Genomic DNA, 16,985 nt, shown 5'->3' with positions numbered 1-16,985 from the left:
GGTCCGCCGAAAGGGCCCGTACGCTCGCCCCATGTCCCCGCACGTCCTGATCCTCGGCGGCACCACCGAGGCCCGCGAACTGGCCGCCGCGCTCGCCGCGCACCCCGGTGTCCGCGTCACGACCTCCTTGGCGGGGCGCGTCATCCGGCCGGGCGCGCTGGCCGGCGAGGTACGCGTCGGAGGCTTCGGCGGGGCGGAAGGCCTCACCGACTGGCTGCGCGCACAGCGCGTGGACGCCCTCGTGGACGCCACCCACCCCTTCGCCGAGACGATCACCGCGAACGCGGCCCTGGCCGCGGCACGGACCGGCGTCCCGGCCCTGGTGCTGCGCCGCCCGGGCTGGCGCCCCGGCCCCGGGGACCGCTGGCACCCGGTCGCCTCCCTGCCCGCAGCGGCGGACCTGCTGCCGCGCTTCGGCCCCAGGGTTCTCCTGACGACCGGACGCCTGGGCCTGTCCGCCTTCGCCCACCTGGCCGACCGGCACTTCGTCGTCCGCTCGGTGGAGCCCCCCGAGCCCCCGATGCCCCCGCACACCGAAGTGCTGCTGGCCCGCGGGCCGTTCTCGGTGGCCGACGAGACCGCGCTGCTGCGCGAGAACCTGATCGACGTCCTGGTCACGAAGGACAGCGGGGGAGCGGCGACGGCCGCCAAGCTCACGGCCGCACGCGAACTGGGTCTGCCCGTGGTCGTCGTACGCCGCCCGCCGCTGCCGTCCGGGGTGGCGACGGTGCCCGACGTGGCGGGTGTACTGGAGTGGCTGGATCTCGGCCCCGTGTGACGGGCGAGGTTCGTGTCGGCGGGCGAGGCCTGTGTGGCGGGTGAGGTCCGTGTTGGCGGGCGAGGTCCGCGTGGCGGGTGAGGTCCGCGGTGGGCCGACGGTGGCCGACGGTGGATCGCCGGTCTGCGGTGGACCGAACGGTGGATCGCCGGTCTGCGGTGGACCGAACGGTGGATCGCCGGTCTGCGGTGGACCGAACGGTGGATCGCCGGTCTGCGGTGGACCGAATGGCGGATCGCCGGACTGCGGTGGACCGACGGCCGATCGCCGGACTGCGGTGGGCCGACGGTGGATCGTCTGACCGTGGTCGCCGAGGCCGGCCGGCACCCGGCCGTGGCCCGGTCGTGGTGGCCGGCGTGTCGAGGTCAGGCTGTCTTGGCGGTGGCCGGCTCCAACTCCGCGGAGCGGTCGGAGAGTCCGTCGGTGAGGTCCTCGACCAGCAGGCGTTTGGCGATGGTGTCGACGGCGGCACGCAGGTCGGCGCCCGAAGGCCGGCCGAGGTCGTCCTGGACGCGGTCCTTGAGCCAGTCGCCCCAGGCTCTGCCGATGGTCCGGGCCTCCTGGTCGCCGGCCGCGGTGAGGGAGAGGAAGGTGCCCGCGCGGGTGAGATAGCCTTCGTCGACCATACGGTCGTAGACCGGCAGCAGTACCTCCGGGGGCAGCCGGCGGCGGGCGGCGATCAGACCGAGGTTGCCGTGGCCGACCAGTCGGGTGAGCAGTTCGACCTGCATCACGGCCCAGGCGCCGGCCACGTCCAGCCGGGTGCCGGACTCGCGGATGAGCCGGCGGCCGGTCTCCAGGTCCGCCCTGCCGATGATCTTCGCCACGGCGGCCTCCAGCACCCGCTGCGAGTCCGGCCCGTGCGGCGAGGCGAACCCCTCGCCCATGTCGGTGGAGCCCAGCCGTGCGCTGTCCCGCAGCTGGACCTGCTTGAGGAACAGGGCGACCACGAACCCGACGGCCGCCACCGGCACCGTCCACAGGAACACCGTGTGGATGGTGTCGGCGTATGCCTGGATGATCGGCTCGGCGGCCGGCGCGGGCAGCCTGTGGAGGCCTTCCGGGCTGGTGGCCGCCTTGGTGATGACCGCCGGGGAGAGGACGCTCGCCTTGGTGGCGGCGGCGATCCCGTCCGCCAGGTTCGGCTTCAGCGCGTTGGTGTAGATGGTGCCGAAGACGGCCGTGCCGAACGAACTGCCCAGCGTACGGAAGAAGGTGACGCCCGAGGTCGCGGTGCCCAGGTCGGTGTAGTCGACGGTGTTCTGCACGGCGATCGTCAGCACCTGCATGGACAGACCGATGCCGGTGCCCAGCACGAACATGTACAGCGACTCCAGCCAGACGCCGGTGCCCGGCCCCATCAGTGACATCAGATACAGCCCGGCGCCCATGACCAGCGAGCCGACGATCGGGAAGATCCGGTACTGACCGGTCTTGCTGACCACGTTGCCGCTGAAGACCGACGCGATGAGCAGGCCGATCACCATCGGGAGCGTACGGACACCCGAGATCGTCGCCGAGTCCCCGTCGACGTACTGGAGATAGCTCGGCAGATAGGTCATCGCCCCGAGCATCGCGAAGCCGACGATGAAGCTGAGGATCGAGCAGACCGTGAAGACCGGGTTGCCGAACAGCCGCATCGGCAGCATCGGTTCCTTCGCCCGGGTCTCCACCCAGCAGAACAGCGCGAGCGCCACCGCTCCGCCCACGAACAGGCCGACGATGGTGCCCGAACCCCACGCGTACTGGTTGCCGCCCCAACTCGTGGCGAGGATCAGCGAGCTGGCGCCGACCGCGACCAGCGCGATGCCCAGATAGTCGATCACCGGCCGGGACGCCGACTTCACCACCGGGATCGTGCGGGCGGCCGCGGCGACCACCAGGATCGCGATGGGCACGTTGACGTAGAACGCCCAGCGCCACGACAGATGGTCGGTGAACAGCCCGCCGAGCAGCGGCCCGATGACCGTGGCCACGCCGAACACCGCACCGATCGCGCCCTGGTACTTGCCGCGCTCCCGCAGCGGGATGACGTCGGCGATCAGCGCCATCGCGGTCACCATCAGCCCGCCCGCGCCGATGCCCTGCAGCGCCCGCCAGCTGATCAGCAGCGACATGTTGGTGGCCAGACCGCACAGGAACGAGCCCGTGATGAACACGATCGCCGAGACCTGGAAGACCACCTTGCGGCCGAACAGGTCGCCGAACTTGCCGACCAGGACGGTCGCCACGGTCTCCGCGAGCAGATATGACGTGACCACCCACGACATGTGCGCGGCACCGCCCAGGTCCGACACGATCGTCGGCAGCGCGGTGCCCACGATCGTCTGGTCCAGGGCCGCGAGCAGGATCCCCAGCACGATCGTCACGAAGACGACGTTGCGCCGGCGGGTGTCCAGCACGGGCGGCTGGGACGCGTCGGGCAGCGCGGACGCCTCGGTCACTGTCACGATGTCACCCTCACACCGGTGGGCTACCGTCGCATGCCGGACTGGCCCACCCGGGTACCGCTCAGCCTTCCTTCGGAACCCCCGGGTGGCGGCGCAGCAGATACGTGTCCATGATCCATCCCTTGCGCTCCCGCGCCTCGGCCCGCAGCCGCTCGATACGCGGACCGGCCTCGGCGAGCGGACCGGAGACCAGGATCTCGTCGGGGGTGCCGATGTAGGCGCCCCAGTAGATGTCGATGTCCTGGTCCGCGTACTGCCGGAAGGCCTGATGCGCGTCGAGCATCACGACCACGTCGTCGACGCCGTCCGGGAGCCCCTCGGCGAGCCGCCGCCCGGTGGTGATCTGCACCGGCCGGGCCACCCGGTTCAGCCCTGTGCGATGGCGGGCCACCAGCGCCGACACACTGCTGATCCCGGGCACCACGTCGTACTCGAACGTCACCGCGTTCCGGGCCAGCACCTCTTCCAGGATCGCGAGCGTGCTGTCGTACAACGAGGGATCGCCCCACACCAGGAAGGCGCCGGTCTGTTCCGCGCCGAGCTCCTCGCGGATCAGCCGCTCGTAGATGTCCGCGCGGGCGCTGCGCCAGTCCCCGACGGCCGGCGAGTACGCCCCGCCGCTCGCGGCCCGGTCGCGGTCCGGGTCCCGCTCCTCGACCAACCGGTAGCCGCCGTCCGGTATGTGCGTGTCGAGCATGTCCCGGCGCAGCTGCGTCAGATCGCTCTTGACCTCGCCCTTGTCGAGGAGGAAGAACACGTCCGTGCTCCTCAGCGCCCGGACCGCCTGGAGGGTGAGCTGGTCGGGGTCGCCCGCGCCGATACCGATGACATGAATCTTTCGCACGCCCCGAGTCTGCCGCATGCCACTGACAACGGGTCCCCCCGGTGCTACCGGGTGCCGCGCAACCGCGGCGCCTCGGCCCCGGCCTCGACGCTCCCGGCACCGCTCTCCACGCGCCCGGCCAGCTCCCGCGCCCACGCGGCGAGCCCTTCGAGCTCCATGCCGTACGGCCGCCGGACCCCGCTGCCGGCCGCCCACTCCTCGACCGCGCCGGCGCCGCGCCGCAGCAGCCGCGCCCCGCCGGCCAGGTTCCCCCGGGCCGCGTGCGTGAGCCCCACGGCCAGCTGGGCCAGCCCCCGCCACAGTGTCCGCTCCTGCTCCGGCCCGGACTTCCAGGCGTCCTCGAACACCTCGTGCGCGTGGAAGGGCTTCCCGGCGTCCAGCAGCGCCTGAGCCTCCACGAGGGTCTCCTCCGGAGTCCGTACGACGCCCTCGGCCTGCCGCTCGACGCCCGGCGCGCCGTACGGCAGCGGCCGCCCCAGCCCGTCCCGCGGCCGTGCGCTGCGCGCCCGCCCCTCGGCGTCCCGGTCCCGTGCCTCTGCCCCGGCGTTTTCCATACGGCCCATACGGCCGATTGTCCCCCGTCCCCGCGCCCTCCCCCTCCCGCCCTCTTTCGGGCCGCCCGGGGACGTGGGGTAAGGTGCTGTTCGCGTGATCACGCGGGTCACCGTGAGTGAGCGCACCGGGACGTGGCGCAGCTTGGTAGCGCACTTGACTGGGGGTCAAGGGGTCGCAGGTTCAAATCCTGTCGTCCCGACTTTTCGAAGTCGCAGGTCAGGGGCCATTTCAGATAAGTTCTGGAGTGGCCTTTTGATCATTTTTGGGAACCGGTTGGGGACCAGTCCGGGAAGTTCCGGCCAGCCGAATATCCAGCAGGGACGCACCGCATCCAGCCCTCATCCACCAGGTTCGAGCTGGCGCGCGTGAAGGAGGCGTAAACGCCGGTTCCTCGCGTGCTCACCTCCGTCTCGCTCGCCGGACCCGCACCATCTGGCAGTACTGACGCGTCCCGGCTTTGCCGGGCTGCTTCCCGCCCGCCCCGGCACCTCCCGGCTCAGGCTGCCCCGAGCTTCAACCACCCTGCTACGACAGGACCGCGGTGGCGGTCTTTCACCTCCACTCGAACAACAAGCGCCTCCCGGCGCGCACTCCGGCAAACGCAAGTGCCATGGCCTGCCCGTGATCGACCTCACCGACGACCGGGGCCGACTGCTCCGGGTCTCGGCGGCAGACGCACCTCGGAGATCACTGCCTGCCACCACGACCGGCTCACCGCCAGGCTGCGGGCGGCCGGACTCGGGGCCATCGCGGACCTGGGGATCGTCGGCCGCGACGACAGCGATCCCGGCGGTGACCACCGGCTACAAGGCTGCCCGGAATGGCCGCTGAGGCGAGGTCAGAAGCTGTCCGACAAGGCGCTGGCGGCCGGGAGGGCGCCGGACGAGCACGGCTTCGCCCACCTGAAGGCTGGCGGGTCCTCGGAAAAGTCTGCACCGACCCGATATGGGCGACCGCCCTGGACAGGGCCCTGCTGGTCCTCACCGCGAAGTCTCCCGATGGCCGACGATCTTCGCCGAAGTCATCCGCTCCCAGCACGAACACCCCGAGTTCCGGGTACACCAGACCCATGACCAGCAACTTCACCATGCACCCCGCTGGTTGGACACGAGAGGCAGGGCTTGTTGGAGGCGTCCGATCTTCGCATCGCGGCGCTCAGCCCAGTCCGACAGCGGCTCGTCTTTCACCTGTTTCCCGTGTTCCGAAGAGCTCTGGCTTCAGAAGTGAGCGCAACGTGGTCCGCCTTGTTCGCCCAGCGGGCGAGTCGGGGCTCGACGTCATCGCCCGGGTCGGCCCTGCATCTGCCTTGAGTCGGGTCTCGGCGGCCTGCCCGCGGGGCTCCTGGGGGCCCGGGCGACCCGGCCGCGCCACCGCGCCCCGGCGGCTCCTCGCCGCTGTGGACGACTTGTCAATCGTTCGCTGCCGGCTAGGGCCGCTCCTCGGCGAGCCGTAGTGGGCCCGTTCGTAGCCATGAGCGTCGAGAACGGGCAAGGAGGGGTCGGTAACAACACCGCCTGAGGTCACGGGGCGGCCCGCGTGCGCGGACCGCCCCCAGCGGTGCTGTCGGGCCGTCAGGTTCCGCGGATTTTAGGGGATGTTCTGGTACAGCGCGGTAACCTGATTGGCCGTCAGGGCGTAGTTGTACGCCTGGACGCCGCTCACGGAACCGTTCACCCAGTCGTCCTGGTTGCCGTTGTACAGTCCCCGGCCGAGGACCAGGTTTCCGGTGGCCGCCCACGGGGTGACGCCGGTGGCGGTGCCGGCCAGGGTGCCGTTCACGTACAGCTGGGCGGTCCTGGTGGCGGCGTTGTAGACGCCGGTCAGGTGGGTCCAGGTACCGGCCGTGGCGCCCGCGGCGTAGGCGTAGGTGAAGGTCGGGTTCGAGGTGTCGGCGCTGGTGAAGCCCAGGCCCCAGCCGGGGCTGCCGGTGTGGGAGTGGTTGTACTGCAGGTAGAACGGACTGTTCTCGGTGCCCTCCTCCGCGAGGACGGTCTGGTTGGTGGTGCCGACGGTGTTGAGTTTCACCCACGCGGAGAGGGTGAAACTGCCGGTGCTGTTGACCACTTGGGGGTTGGGGCTGACGGCGTAGCCGGTGCTGCCGTCCAGGCTCAGCACGGTGCCCCGGGTCGCGTCGGTGGCCCAGGTCGTGCCACCGGTCAGGGTGAGCGGGCTGTTGCCGAGGTTCGGGTCGGCACCCGCCGCGTTGAGGGTGTCGGTCGCTGCGGTGTCGGTGGCCACCGGCATGCCGTCGTCCAGGTTCCAGGTGTCGACGGGGGAGAGCAGGGCCGTGGTGAGCGCGCCGAAGGCGGGGTTGGACAGGTTGACGTGGTCGCCGCTGTCGGCTGCCGCCGCCAGCTTCTCCTCGCCGGTGGCCGAGTCCGGCACGGCGACGGCCGCGTCGAAGTCGGCGAAGTAGACGGCCGGGGTGGCCCAGGGGTTGCCCAGGTCCATGCCGCCGAGGAAGGCGTTGACATCCATTCGGTTGCTGTCCGTAGTGCTGGTGCAGGGGTCGTTGGGCGTGGCGCCGTCACCGGTGAAGCCCTCGCAGGGCGTCAGTGAGGTGAGCACCACGTTGATACCCCAGCCCTGGAGCTGCTGTACGAGCGCGGTGTAGCCGTTGGCGTCCAGGTCGTCGCTGGTGGCCCCGGCCAGCAGGTCTTCGAGGCCGCTGTCCAGGATGACGGTGGAGAGGCCGGGCTGGTCGAGGATGTCGCGGGCACCAGCAGCCCCTCGGTCACCAACGCGGTGCTCGCCTACACCAACCTGGGCGAGGTCGCCGCCTCGAAGACCACCTTGGCCAATCTGCCGAGCAACCTGGCGCCGCTGGCGCCGTCCGGCGGCTACACCGAGTCCTACACCTACAAGACCACCGGAACGCTGGCGAGCCAGCAGGACCCGGCAAGCGGCGGACTGCCGGTGGAGACCCTCAACTACGGCTACGACCAGTACGGTCAGGCCACCAGCGTCGCCGGCAGCGGCACCACCGCCTGGACGTACGTCTCCGCCATCGGCTACGACGAGTACGGCGACCCGCTCCAGTACTCCATGGGCCCGACCACCAACTGGGTCGATCTGACCCTGAAGTACGACCCGCAGACCGGCCGGCCCACCGACGCCAAGACCACCGACTCCACCAGCGGCACGGTCGTCGACGACACCAGCTACACCTGGGGCAACTCGGCCGTCTCCAAGGGCGCCGGACTGCTCACCTCGACCACGGACAGCCAGAACGGCGGCTATTCGTCGAACGGGTACTCCTACTGAACCGCCTGCCGTCGTCTGACCTCAGGTTGTAATCCGGGACAGAGGCGGATGCGTACCATGAGGGCGCGTCCGCCTCTGTCCTTGTCCGAAAGGCACGTTTCTTGTCCTCGACGCTCTATCGAGTGCGCGAATCCTTTCCCGACGCTGCGAGTGCGCGGGCGCGGGCGCGGGCGATCATGCGAGACCTGGCCGACTGGACGGCCGACCCCTGGCCCCAACTGAAGCCGGTCACCACGGCAGAGCAGTACGCACACGCCCTCCAAGCTTTCGACACCGCCCGCATCTACGGGAACCAGGGACGGCCCGGCGTTGGTGCTGCCCTGGATGAACTGCGGCGCCGCAGCGTCACCACGTTCGACAATGAAGAGCCGAACTCCTCGTTCGCGGGGTATCTGAGGCTCCGCCCCGGCCTGGCCGACCTCTGGCCGCTGCCAGAGGGGCTGACCCTCACCCTGGACTCGACTCCACCCTTCGGCGATCCCTACAGCGAGCCCGACGAGAACTGCACCGAGGAGGAACTGGACCAGATGGTCTCGGTGCTCGGGCCGCTGACCCTGAACGTCAGATGGGACTGCGGCTGGCGTGGCCTGCCCGAGTTCAAGGACTGCGGCGTGCAACTCTGCCTGAACAGCGTCTGGCTGGAGCAGATCGCCAAGCCGTCCCTCGGCGAGTTCGGCGTCTGGGTCTCCCTCGGTCCCCGCGTCGCCTGGACGCCCGAGGGCGAAGCCTGGCTCCGCGACTGCGGACTTCCGCTGGGCGAACCCCAGCAAGGCTGGTGACTCGGACGCCCGGAGCCTCTTACGTCCCGGTAGAGGCGAGGCGTGCGTGCCACTCGCGAGGGGCTGCGCTGGTCACGTGGGCGAAGCAATGGGGGTCGGGCAGGCCGCCCAGCGGGCGATCTTGGCGAGCGGCAGATCGGTGCCGGTCAGTAGCCGGCCTGCCTCGGTGATCTCAGGGGTTCCCTCTGCGGGTCTACAGCGAAAGCGACGGCAGTCTGGGCGACTTCGACCTCGGCAGCGACGCCGATGAAGGCCGTGCCGAGGGATATACCTGCTGTTCTTCGAACGGGTGCTCCTCCTGAACCGCCTGCCGCTGTCTGAGCTGAGGCTGTAATCCGGGACAGGGGCGGATGCGTACCATGAAGGCGTGTCCGCCCGTGCCCCTGCCCGAAAGGCACGTTTCTTGTCCTCGACGCTCTATCGAGTGCGTGAATTCTTTCCCGGCGCGCCGACGCGTTGACGCGGGCGCGCGTGATCATGCGTGATCTGGCCGACTCGAAGAGCATCCCCTGGCCCCAACGGGAGCCGGTCACCGCGGCCGAGCAGTACGGCGCCGTACCCTTCCTGGACGAAGAGGCGCGGCGGTGTCGTCCCTTTCGATGCGAAGCAGCCGAAGTCCTGGTTTGCAGCAGACCTGCGGCTTCGCCTTGATCTGGCCGACCCCTGGTCGCTGCCCGACGGCCTGATCCTCACCCTGAACTCCGCCTCTCCCTTCGGCGGTCCCGGTATTGAGCCCGTGGACGACTGCACCGAGGGAGAAACTGGACGGGATGGCCTCCGTGCTCGGGCTGTCCGGCCCGGGCGACATGGGTCATGGCGTCGACAGGTCTCATGGAGCGTCTGGTGGCAGATCTACGGCCGCGAGCGGGGACCAGTTGGGGACCACACGGTGTGCGCGACGGTGCACGAGGGGGCCTTCTCCACACATCCTGCGTCCTGGTTGGGCCTGCTATATCCAGAAAATTCCTTGGACGCTCACTCCTGGGGGTCAAGGGGGCGCAGGTTCAAATCCTGTCGTCCCGACTTTTCGAAGTCGCGGGTCAGGGGCCGTTTCAGATGAGATCTGAAACGGCCCTTTGATCATTCTTGAACACGCTGACCGTGACGACGGCGGTCCGGTAGGCCCAGGCGACGTACCGGTGCAGGGCGAACTGAACGGTCAGGGAAGCGGCCAGGGCGAGGCCGCCGAGTGCGACTGCCGGTACCGGGCCGAGCGTTCGGGTCAGAAGGCCCGATGCGGTCTCGCCCATGCCGGTGGTCAGGACCTTGATGATCCAGAAGCAGACCGTCACCTCCGGCACCTTGTTCGCCACCTGGTGTACGGGGGCGAGGGGCCGGCGTCGAGGACGTGCCGTGCGGTCATGATCCGCACGATGGCACGCCGGCCCTGAACGGCGGGACCGAGGGCGTAGTGGCGCGTAGTACCGCGGTACGACCCGACGGGCGTGGATCAGTCCCCGGTACCACCGAATCGGGGCGTTCCGGCTCCTAGCGTTGTCGGTGAGGCGTCGGGGGTGACAGACGGGCGCCGGTTCCGACAGGAAGAGACGCGCATGATCGACGCACAGCAGCTGACCAAGAGGTACGGCGAGAAGACGGCCGTCGACGGGCTGGATTTCGCCGTGAAGCCGGGTGCGGTGACCGGCTTCCTGGGGCCCAACGGCGCGGGGAAGTCGACGACCATGCGCATGATCGTCGGGCTTGACGCCCCGACCAGCGGGTCGGTGACGGTCAACGGGCAGCTCTACGCCCGCCACCAGGCGCCGCTTCAGGAGGTGGGGGCGCTTCTGGAGGCGAAGTCGATCCATCCGGGCCGCTCGGCATACAACCACCTGCTGGCGCTCGCGCTGACCCACGGCATTCCGCGCCGCCGGGTGGACGAAGTGATCGAACTCGCCGGCCTCGGCAGCGTGGCGAAGAAGCGGGCCGGTGCGTTCTCCCTCGGCATGGGGCAGCGGCTCGGTATCGCGGCGGCGCTGCTGGGCGATCCGCAGACGGTGATGCTGGACGAGCCGGTCAACGGGCTCGACCCGGAGGGCGTGCTCTGGATCCGCAACCTGCTGAAGGCCCTCGCCGACGAGGGCCGGACCGTGTTTGTGTCGTCCCACCTGATGAGTGAGATGGCCCTGGTCGCGGACCATCTGATCATCGTGGGGCGCGGGCGGCTGCTGGCCGACACCACCGTGGCGGACCTCGTCCGGGAATCGGGCGGCGACACGGTGCAGGTGGCCGCCCAGGAGCCGGCCCGGCTGCGGGAGGCACTGGCAGGTCCCGGCGTCGACATCACCGGCCGGGCCGGCTCCGAGGAGCTTCAGGTGACCGGGCTGAGTGCCCGCGAGATCGGCCTGAAGGCGGCCGAGCACGGGATCGCGCTGTTCGAACTGACCGCGCGGACGGTGTCGTTGGAGGAGGCGTTCATGAACCTGACCAGGGATGCCGTGGAGTACCACGGCTCGACGACCGGCATCGAGACCCGCGTGGCCGAGGGGAGTGCGGCATGAGTACCCTCACCGCGCCCGTCGAGGCGACCCCGGCCGCCCCCGCCCGCCCCGCCTACCGGGTGACCGGACGGCGTGTGCTCGCCTCGGAGTGGGCCAAGCTGTGGTCGCTCCGCTCGACCTGGATCACCCTGGGCCTCGGCCTGCTCTTCCTCGTCGCCTTCGGCCTGATCGCTGCGAACCACTACAAGTCCGGCATCGGCTCCGGGCATCAGGACCGTGACTTCGCCACCGCGACGGCCGTGAGCCTGTCCCTCTTCGGCACCAACTTCGCCCAGCTCGCCCTCGGCGTCCTCGGCGTGCTGGTCACGGCGGGGGAGTACTCCACCGGAATGATCCGCTCCACACTTACGGCCGTGCCGCGCAGGCTGCCCGTGCTGTGGTCCAAGGCGGCCGTGTTCGGGCTGGTCGCGCTGGTGGTCGGCACCCTCGGCGCGTTCGTCGCCTTCGGGTTCGGCAGCGGCATCGTCTCCGGCACCCCCGCCGCCATGGGCTTCACGCACGCGGGAGTCGTACGGAGCCTGCTGGGCGCCGGGCTCTACCTCGGCCTGGTCGGCGTCATCGGCACCGCCCTGGGCGCCCTGCTGCGGTCGGTGGCCGGTGGCATCTCGGTACTGGTCGCCGCCCTGATGCTGGTTCCGGGCCTGATCTCCCTGCTGCCGAGCTCCTGGCAGGACAACATCAGCCCCTACCTGCCGTCCAACGCGGGCGAGTCGATGTTCGCCCTCACGCACGACTCCACGACCCTGTCGCCGGGCGCCGGGCTGCTGGTCTTCCTCGGCTGGACGGTGCTCGCGCTGGCGGGGGCGGCGTACCGGCTCGTGCGCAGCGACGTCTGACAGCCTGCACCATGGGCAGGTGACCACCTTGACGACCACCTCTGCCGGGGACATCGGCGCGGCGGGACCGCTGGCCGCCCGGCTCGCCCGGGTCGGCCAGCGGCTGCGGCACGCGGACCGCACCCATCCGTGGGTGCTGGACACCGCGGTGGCGGCGCTGGTCTTCCTCATGTTCTGCCTGCCGGACCTGCTGCACCACGGCGGCGCGGGGTACGGGGACGGCGACGGCGACGGCCCGCACAGGTTCCAGTTCGCCTTCACTCAGCTCCCCCTGGCGGCCGTGCCGGCCCTGCAGGCCGGTCTGGTGCTCCCGCTGCTGTGGCGGCGGCGCCGGCCCATGGCGGCCTTCGTCGCCATCGCCGTCGTCTTCGTCCTGCAGTGGTCGCTGGGTGCCGCGCTGCGCGCGGACGTCGCCCTGTTCGTCGCCCTGTACAGCCTGGCCCTGCACGGGCAGCTGCGCCGGCTGCCGTGGGCCTGCGCGGTCATGGCGGCGGGGATGGTGCTGGTCGCGGTGCGGGTCTCCTCGGCCATGTCCGTCTGGGACGCCCTGTTCTTCCTGCTGAGCACGGCGACCGCGGCCCTGGCCGTCGGCCTGATGGTGCGGACCCGGCGGGCACAGCTCGCGGGGCTGCGGGAGCGGGCGGCACGGCTGGAGACGGAACGAGACCAGCGCATCAGACTCGCGACCGCCACGGAGCGCGCCCGGGTGGCCCGTGAGATGCACGACATCGTCGGCCACAACCTGTCCGTCATCATCACCCTCGCCGACGCCGGCGCGTATGCCACCGACGTCGCTCCCGAACGCGGCAAGGAGGCCCTGCAGCTCATCGGCGACACCGGCCGGACGGCCCTCGGCGAGCTGCGGCGCGTGCTCGGTGTCCTGCGCGAGGCGTCGGACGGCACCCGCCAGGCGCTCGAACTCAGTCCCCAGCCCGGCCTCGCCGACATCGAGACGCTGTGCGACGGCGTCCGCACCGCCGGCCTGGAGATCGTCTACCGGACCGTCGGCAAGGTGGACGCGCTGGACCGCGGGATGCAGCTGACGGTCTACCGCATCGTCCAGGAAGCCCTGACGAACACCCTGAAGCACGCGGGTGCCGGTACCCAGGTGAACCTGTCGGTCGTCGTCGGGGACGAACGGCTCGTCATCCGGATCCGGGACAACGGTCCGGCCGGACACCCCGGACCATGGAACGAGGAGGGACACGGACTGGTGGGCATGCGCGAACGAGCGGCGCTGTACGGAGGGACCGTGAGCGCCGGACCCGCGGCCGACGGGGGATGGGCCGTGGAGGCCGCCCTCGACCTGACACCTCGGGGAGGCACCCGGTGACCACGGTGCTCGTCGTCGATGACCAGCAGCTGCAGCGCTACGGCTTTCGGGTGCTGCTCGACTCCATCCCCGAGACGGAAGTGGTCGGTGAGGCCGCGAACGGCACCGAGGCCGTCCGCAGGACCGCCGAACTGCGTCCCGACGTCGTGCTGATGGACGTACGGATGCCCGGCATGGACGGCATCGAGGCGACCCGCCGGATCGTCGAGGCCGGGGGGCGTTCCCGGGTCCTCGTGCTGACCACCTTCGACGTCGACGAGTACGTGCATGCCGCCCTGCGGGCCGGAGCCAGCGGCTTCCTCCTCAAGGACGCGCGCCCCGACGAACTCCTCGCCGGGATCCGCGCGGTCGCCGGGGGCGACGCGGTGATCGCGCCGGCCCTCACCCGCCGCATCCTGGACGAGTACGCCCGGCACGTGCCCGCCAGAACGGGGGACCCGGGCGAGGACCCGCGGTTGGCCTCCCTCACCGAACGCGAGCGCGAGATCCTCGTCGCCATCGGCAAGGGCTGGACCAACGGCGAGATCGCCGCCCGCTTCGTCGTGACCGAGTCCACCGTGAAGACGCACGTCGGCCGCGTCCTGGCCAAGATCGGCGCCCGGGACCGCGTCCAGGCCGTGATCTTCGCCTATGACCAGGGAATCGCTCGCCCCGGGGCCGGCTGAAGGGAACGGACGTCTTCTCACCCGCATCTAACCCTGCAAGTCGTAGGGTGGGATGTCCTCCTACGAGTTGTAGGAGGATCCGGCACCCCGGCAGGTTCCGTGGGGTGCGACGACGAGAGGTGCAAGATGCCCGGCGGCTCGAACGCCACGACGACCGGTGTCCCTCGCGCCGGCCTCCCCTCGCAGGCCGTCCGGCCTCGGCGTCCGCGGGGCGAGCCCTGGCTCGGGGCGGTCGCGGCCGCCTTCACGCTCACCCAACTCGTCCTCGTACGGCCGGATCTCGGTCTCGGCTGGGACGAGACCGTCTACGTCAGCCAGGTCAGCGGTCACGTGCCCGCCGCCTACTTCAGCGCGCCCCGCTCCCGCGGCATCTCACTCCTCGTCGCCCCGATCGCGTCGTGGTCCGACTCCACCGTCCTGCTCCGGATCTACCTGGCAGTCCTCTCCGGTCTCGCCCTCTACCTCGCCCTGCGAGTCTGGCGGGGCCACCTCGGGCGCGGCGCCCTGGCCTTGGCCGGCGGCCTGTTCGCCTCGTTGTGGGTGACGCTGTTCTACGGCCCCGAGGCCATGCCCAATTACTGGGTCGCCATCGGCGCCCTGGCCTGCGTCGGCTGCTTCCTGCGCGCCCGCGCGAACGCACGCGACCGGGCGGCCTGGTGGGGCGTGTTCGCGGGTGCGGCGCTGATGGCGTGCATGCGCCCCATGGACGCGGTCTACGTCGTGCTGCCCCTGCTCGCTCTCTCGCTGCGCCGCCCGCGTCTTCTCGTCGTGCTGGTCGTGGGGCTGGTGGCGGGTGCCGGCGAGTGGGTGATCGAGGCGTACACGAGCTATGGCGGCCTCGCGCAGCGCCTGTCCGCGGCCTCCGCCATTCAGGGCGGCCTCGGCTGGCACCTCGCTGCGGTCGACCAGTTACGCAGTCTCGGCGGACGCACCCTGTGCCGGCCCTGCACCGGATCGGCCCCCAGCCCGGTGGTGACCCTGTGGTGGTTCGCGCTGCCGCTCCTCGCCGTCCTGGGAGCTGTGGTCGCCGTCCGAGCCCGGCGCGCGCTGCCCCTCCTGCTTCCGCTGGCCTGCGCTGTCACGGCCGCAGTCCCCTACCTGTTCCTCATCGGCTACGCGGCCCCCCGCTTCCTGCTGCCCGCCTACGCCCTGCTCGCCCTCCCTGCCGCCCATGGCCTCGCCCACCTGATCACCGCCCCGGCCCGCAGGGCCGGGCGCACCCTGGCCGTCAGCCTGGTGGCGCTCGGCCTGGCAGGCCATCTGACCGTGCAGTACGTCGTCCTGGAGCACACCGTGCACAGCTCCGCCGCCTCCCGCGCCGACTGGGCCGACACCGCCGCCGCCCTCCACGAACTCGGTGTACGGCCGCCGTGCCTGCTCAGCGGCTACGAAGCCGTCCCTGTCGCCTTCTATACCGGCTGTGACTCCGCCCAGACGTCAGGGCACGACGCCAGCATCACCGTGGCTGAGCTGACGCGCGCCGCTCACCGCACACCCTTCGCTGTGCTCGTTCCGCCAGGGGGTCGCCCGCCCGCATACGCACGCACCTGGCCCGAGGAACAGGTTGACGCTCTTCGGGCGTACGTGGCACCCGAGGTACGGCAGGGGAGGTGACCGTCGTGACCCCGGCCGAGAGCCCGCCGATCACCGTGGGCAGGCGCCTGTACGTCCAGCTGGGCATCACCCTGGTGATGCTCACCGTCGCCGGCGGGATGCTCGCCGCGCACCGGGCCACGCTGGACAGCGGCACCGACCGGCTGGCTGCCGCCGACGGGGAGTGGCTGGTGCTCGCCTGCCTCGCCGCGGTGGGCACCTGGGTGTGCGCGGCCGTGGCGCAGCAGGGGGCCGTGGTCGAACGGCTGCCCAAGGGGCGGCTGATGGCGGCGCAGTTCGCGGCCGGCGCGGCCAACCACCTCCTTCCGGCGGGCGCCGGAGCGACGGTGGTCAACCTGCGGTTCCTGACACGGTGCGGGCTGTCCACCCGGCGCTCGGCGACCGCGCTGGCGGTGAAGGCGGCCGTCGGCGGGATTGTTCGGTGCGCGCTGGGAATGGCCCTGCTGGTCACCTCCCCCGGCACGGTCCGTCTCTCCGCGCGGGTCCCGCATGTCCTGGTCCTGCTGCCGGTCGCGGCCGGAGCCGTCTTCCTGGCGGTCGCGATCAGCGGCCGCCTCAGACGAGTGGTGAGCCGGGCCTTCGCCGACGTGCGGGAGGTGCACCGGTGCCGGGCGCGGGCCGGTGCGCTGTGGGGCGGGTCGGTCGCATTCGCTCTGCTGCATGCCGGGGTTGTCGTCGCCGTGGTCCATGCGATCGGCCTCGGCCTCCCCGCGAGCCGTGTGGTCATGGCTTACCTGGTCGCCAGCGGCGCGGCGGCGCTGCTGCCCACGCCGGGCGGACTGGGATCGCTGGACGCCGCGCTCGCCCTCGCCCTCACGGCGGCCGGCGCGCCGGGACCGGCGGCGGTCTCGGCGGTCCTCGGCTACCGTCTGCTGACCGGCTGGCTGCCGATGGCCCCCGGGCTGCTGGCCCGCCGCTCGGCCTTGTGAACCGCCTCGACGCCCTGCCTTCCTCCTGGCCGCCAGGCCCACCGCCCCTGGCCCACCGGGAGTGTGTCAATCCGGCGGATCCGGCTGCCGTTCCAGCCGGTACCCGTGCCCCCGCAACGTGGTGATCCGGGGCAGCCGGGCCTGCCGCCCGCCCGCCTGTGCCGCCCCGGTCAGTCTGCGGCGCAGGCCCGCCAACGTCACGTCGAGGGTCTTGGCGGAGCCGAACCAGTTCTCATCCCACACCTCGGCCATCAGCCTCTCGCGCGAGACCGCCTCGCCGACCCGCCCGGCCACGGCGAGCGCCGCCGCTGCCGCCCATAGGTGGTGCTGTGCTCGGGCCCGTGCCCCGGGCCATTCCTGGTGTGCGAAGCGGCACCGATGGCCACGCGGCGACGTTTCGCCTTGCACACCGAACGGTGCGCCACCGACCTTGTGGA

At 71.1% G+C, this 16,985-nt stretch carries 14 protein-coding genes, 1 tRNA gene and 1 pseudogene; 10 read left to right on the top strand and 6 right to left on the bottom strand.

What is annotated here, in order from left to right; all coding sequences use genetic code 11:
* Window positions 1-31 precede the first annotated feature (31 nt).
* Window positions 32-778, top strand: a complete 747-nt coding sequence (locus ACFWXC_RS03645; protein ID WP_384472387.1) for a cobalt-precorrin-6A reductase — start codon at window positions 32-34, stop codon at window positions 776-778.
* Window positions 779-1,143: 365 nt separating this feature from the next.
* Here ACFWXC_RS03645 and ACFWXC_RS03640 read toward each other — a convergent pair whose 3' ends face one another.
* The 3 genes from ACFWXC_RS03640 to ACFWXC_RS03630 all read right to left on the bottom strand — a co-directional run bounded on the left by ACFWXC_RS03640 (window position 1,144) and on the right by ACFWXC_RS03630 (window position 4,626).
* The gene (locus ACFWXC_RS03640) at window positions 1,144-3,228 is read right to left on the bottom strand and encodes an MDR family MFS transporter (RefSeq protein ID WP_384472384.1); all 2,085 of its coding nucleotides are present in this window, start codon (window positions 3,226-3,228) and stop codon (window positions 1,144-1,146) included.
* 61 nt (window positions 3,229-3,289) lie between these two features.
* On the bottom strand, window positions 3,290-4,072 hold the full coding sequence (gene cobF, locus ACFWXC_RS03635; RefSeq protein WP_384472379.1) for a precorrin-6A synthase (deacetylating): 783 nt from the start codon (window positions 4,070-4,072) through the stop codon (window positions 3,290-3,292).
* Window positions 4,073-4,116: 44 nt separating this feature from the next.
* Complete coding sequence (locus ACFWXC_RS03630) at window positions 4,117-4,626, bottom strand: DUF309 domain-containing protein (RefSeq protein WP_384472543.1); 510 nt, start codon at window positions 4,624-4,626, stop codon at window positions 4,117-4,119.
* Window positions 4,627-4,752: 126 nt separating this feature from the next.
* On the opposite strand from ACFWXC_RS03630, the gene ACFWXC_RS03625 reads away from it, so the two are divergent.
* Window positions 4,753-4,826 (top strand) — tRNA-Pro (locus ACFWXC_RS03625).
* A gap of 1,388 nt (window positions 4,827-6,214) precedes the next feature.
* Here ACFWXC_RS03625 and ACFWXC_RS03620 read toward each other — a convergent pair.
* A complete protein-coding gene (locus ACFWXC_RS03620) occupies window positions 6,215-7,198 on the bottom strand; it encodes a LamG domain-containing protein (protein WP_384472376.1) in 984 nt (327 codons plus the stop codon).
* Between the two features lie 174 nt (window positions 7,199-7,372).
* On the opposite strand from ACFWXC_RS03620, the gene ACFWXC_RS03615 reads away from it, so the two are divergent.
* On the top strand, window positions 7,373-7,891 hold the full coding sequence (locus tag ACFWXC_RS03615; protein WP_384472374.1) for a hypothetical protein: 519 nt from the start codon (window positions 7,373-7,375) through the stop codon (window positions 7,889-7,891).
* Window positions 7,892-8,013: 122 nt separating this feature from the next.
* Window positions 8,014-8,670, top strand: coding sequence for a hypothetical protein (locus tag ACFWXC_RS03610; RefSeq protein WP_384472372.1), 657 nt, complete (start codon window positions 8,014-8,016; stop codon window positions 8,668-8,670).
* A 1,052-nt stretch (window positions 8,671-9,722) separates the two neighbouring features.
* Here ACFWXC_RS03610 and ACFWXC_RS03605 read toward each other — a convergent pair.
* Window positions 9,723-9,983, bottom strand: a complete 261-nt coding sequence (locus tag ACFWXC_RS03605; RefSeq protein WP_384472369.1) for a hypothetical protein — start codon at window positions 9,981-9,983, stop codon at window positions 9,723-9,725.
* 240 nt (window positions 9,984-10,223) lie between these two features.
* Here ACFWXC_RS03605 and ACFWXC_RS03600 point away from each other — a divergent pair, with 240 nt between their 5' ends.
* The 6 genes from ACFWXC_RS03600 (at window position 10,224) to ACFWXC_RS03575 (ending at window position 16,548) form a co-directional block, all read left to right on the top strand.
* The gene (locus tag ACFWXC_RS03600; RefSeq protein WP_384472366.1) at window positions 10,224-11,171 is read left to right on the top strand and encodes an ABC transporter ATP-binding protein; all 948 of its coding nucleotides are present in this window, start codon (window positions 10,224-10,226) and stop codon (window positions 11,169-11,171) included.
* A complete protein-coding gene (locus ACFWXC_RS03595; protein WP_384472363.1) occupies window positions 11,168-12,007 on the top strand; it encodes an ABC transporter permease in 840 nt (279 codons plus the stop codon). Before ACFWXC_RS03600 ends, ACFWXC_RS03595 begins: the two co-directional genes overlap by 4 nt.
* Window positions 12,008-12,035: 28 nt before the next feature.
* On the top strand, window positions 12,036-13,340 hold the full coding sequence (locus ACFWXC_RS03590; protein ID WP_384472360.1) for a sensor histidine kinase: 1,305 nt from the start codon (window positions 12,036-12,038) through the stop codon (window positions 13,338-13,340).
* On the top strand, window positions 13,337-14,005 hold the full coding sequence (locus ACFWXC_RS03585) for a response regulator (protein ID WP_384472357.1): 669 nt from the start codon (window positions 13,337-13,339) through the stop codon (window positions 14,003-14,005). Before ACFWXC_RS03590 ends, ACFWXC_RS03585 begins: the two co-directional genes overlap by 4 nt.
* Window positions 14,006-14,131: 126 nt before the next feature.
* The gene (locus tag ACFWXC_RS03580) at window positions 14,132-15,619 is read left to right on the top strand and encodes a hypothetical protein (RefSeq protein ID WP_384472354.1); all 1,488 of its coding nucleotides are present in this window, start codon (window positions 14,132-14,134) and stop codon (window positions 15,617-15,619) included.
* Window positions 15,616-16,548, top strand: coding sequence for a YbhN family protein (locus ACFWXC_RS03575; protein ID WP_384472351.1), 933 nt, complete (start codon window positions 15,616-15,618; stop codon window positions 16,546-16,548). Before ACFWXC_RS03580 ends, ACFWXC_RS03575 begins: the two co-directional genes overlap by 4 nt.
* 66 nt (window positions 16,549-16,614) lie before the next feature.
* On the opposite strand, the pseudogene ACFWXC_RS03570 reads toward ACFWXC_RS03575, so the two are convergent.
* Window positions 16,615-16,848 (bottom strand): annotated as a pseudogene (locus ACFWXC_RS03570) (winged helix-turn-helix domain-containing protein); the annotation flags it as partial.
* Between the last annotated feature and the right edge of the window lie 137 nt (window positions 16,849-16,985).

The sequence above is a fragment of the Streptomyces sp. NPDC058683 genome, assembly GCF_042716195.1.
Classification (GTDB): Bacteria; Actinomycetota; Actinomycetes; order Streptomycetales; family Streptomycetaceae; genus Streptomyces.
The sequence above is the reverse complement of the archived record's forward strand: the minus strand, read 5'-3'. Positions and strand labels throughout refer to the sequence as shown.